Annotated in this window: 3 protein-coding genes; all 3 read left to right on the plus strand. The window is 74.1% G+C overall.

Going from position 1 to position 1,973, the window contains the following annotated elements; all coding sequences use genetic code 11:
* Positions 1-781: SDR family oxidoreductase (locus LE181_RS31675; protein ID WP_225665046.1), on the plus strand; the 781-nt coding region annotated here is incomplete at its 5' end.
* Entirely contained in the window at positions 771-1,370 is a 600-nt protein-coding gene (locus tag LE181_RS31680; protein ID WP_225665048.1) for a TIGR03086 family metal-binding protein, read from the plus strand. The genes LE181_RS31675 and LE181_RS31680, both read left to right, overlap by 11 nt.
* An 87-nt stretch (positions 1,371-1,457) precedes the next feature.
* Positions 1,458-1,973, plus strand: a 516-nt coding sequence (locus LE181_RS31685; protein WP_225665050.1) for a squalene/phytoene synthase family protein, incomplete at its 3' end; no start/stop codon positions are given.

Raw genomic sequence — 1,973 nt, forward strand, 5'->3', positions numbered from 1 at the left:
CGACGTCTGGGTCAACAACGCCTTCACCGGCGTCTTCGCCCCGTTCGTCGAGATCGAGCCCGACGAGTTCCGGCGGGTCACCGAAGTCACCTATCTGGGCTACGTGTACGGCACCCACGCCGCCCTGACCCGTATGCTGCCCCGCGACCACGGCACGATCGTCCAGGTCGGCTCCGCCCTCGCCTACCGCGGCATCCCCCTGCAGTCGGCCTACTGCGGCGCCAAGCACGCCATCCAGGGCTGGAACGAGGCCCTGCGCTGCGAGCTGCTCCACCAGCGCAGCAAGGTCCGTACGACCATGGTGCAGCTGCCCGCCCTGAACACCCCGCAGTTCGGCTGGGTGCTCTCCCGGATGCCGCGCCGCCCCCAGCCCGTGGCGCCCATCTACGAGCCCGAGCTCGCCGCCCGCGCCATCGTCCACGCCGCCGCCCACCCGCGGCGCCGCGAGTACTGGGTGGGCGGCAGCACCGTCGCCACGCTCCTCGCCAACGCCGTCGCCCCCGGTCTGCTCGACCGCTACCTCGCCCGCACCGCCTTCGCGGCCCAGCAGACCGACGAACCCCAGGCCCCGCTGCCCCCGGTGAACCTGTGGCACCCCGTCGACGGCGACGGCGGCCACGACCACGGTGCGCACGGCACCTTCGACGACCGGGCCCACGCCCACGGCTCCCAGCAGTGGCTCTCCGCGCACCGGGGCGCCCTGGCCGCCGGTGCCGCCCTCACCGCCGCGGCCCTCGCGGCGGCCCGGATACGAACGGACCACGGCTGCCATGACCGCTGACCGGGAACCGAGCGACGCCCGGCGGCGCACGCTGCGCGAGCGGCACGCCGAGGCGCTCGACCTCTTCACCGACCGGGTGCACGCCATCCGCCCCGACCAGTGGCACGCGGCCACGCCCTGCACCGACTGGGACGTCCGCGAGCTGGTCAACCACCTGACCGTCGAACAGCTGTGGGTGCCGCCCCTGCTGGACGGCGCGGGCATCGAGGACGTCGGCGACGCCTTCGACGGCGACCGGCTGGGGGAGGACCCAGTCGCCGCCTGGGACGAGGCCGCTGCCGCCGCCCGCGAGGCGTTCCACGCCCGCGGTGCCCTCACCCGGACGGTGGAGCTGTCCTACGGCCGCACCGCCGCGCACGCCTACTGCGCGCAGATGATCGCCGACCTGGTCGTGCACGCCTGGGACCTCTCCCGGGCCATCGGCGCCGACGAGCACCCCTCGAAAGCCCTCGTCGACTTCACCCGCCACGAGGTCGAGCCCTACGCCGGAAACCTGGCGTCCTCGGGCCTGTTCGCGAAGCCGGTCCCGCCCCCGCCCGGCGCCGGCGCCTGGGAGAAACTCCTGGCCCAGCTCGGGCGGCAGGTCTGATCCGGGCCCGTCCGCGCATGCCGTGGCCGGTCGGCGTCAGGCGTTAGGCTCGCCTGTCACCATCGTCTGTGGGGGGATCGGCCCATCGTGCATCTGTGGAGCAGGACGCTGACGGCAGCGGGCATCCGCGAGCCGCGGCTCCGCGACGACTACACGCAGCAGCGCAAGACCGTGTCGGCCTACCGGCGCAACGCCTGTCTCGCCGTGCGCCTGCTGCTGCCCCCACCGGTCGTCCCGCACGTCATCGCCGCCACCGCGTTCATGCACCACACCGACGTCCTGGCCGAGACCGCGCCGTCCGGCGCCGCGGGCGGCGACCCGCTCAGCGCCTGGGGGGAGCAGGTGCACGAGGCGCTGAACAGCGGCGAAAGCAGCCACCCGGTGCTGCGCCCGATGGTGTACACGCTCTCCCGCCACCCGGGCCTGCGCGAGCACGTCGAGCGGTTCCTCGCCGGAGCGCCCCTGGACAGGGACTTCACCGGCTTCGCCGACGAGGCGGCCTACCAGCGGTACGTCGACGGGTACTCGCTCCCCGCCTTCATGCTGGTGGCGAGCCTCGTCCTGGCACCCGACGCGGACCCCGGGGAAAGCCGTGCGCTGTGC

Origin of the sequence: Streptomyces sichuanensis (genome assembly GCF_020328095.1) — a bacterium.
Classification (GTDB): Bacteria; Actinomycetota; Actinomycetes; order Streptomycetales; family Streptomycetaceae; genus Streptomyces; species Streptomyces cinnamoneus.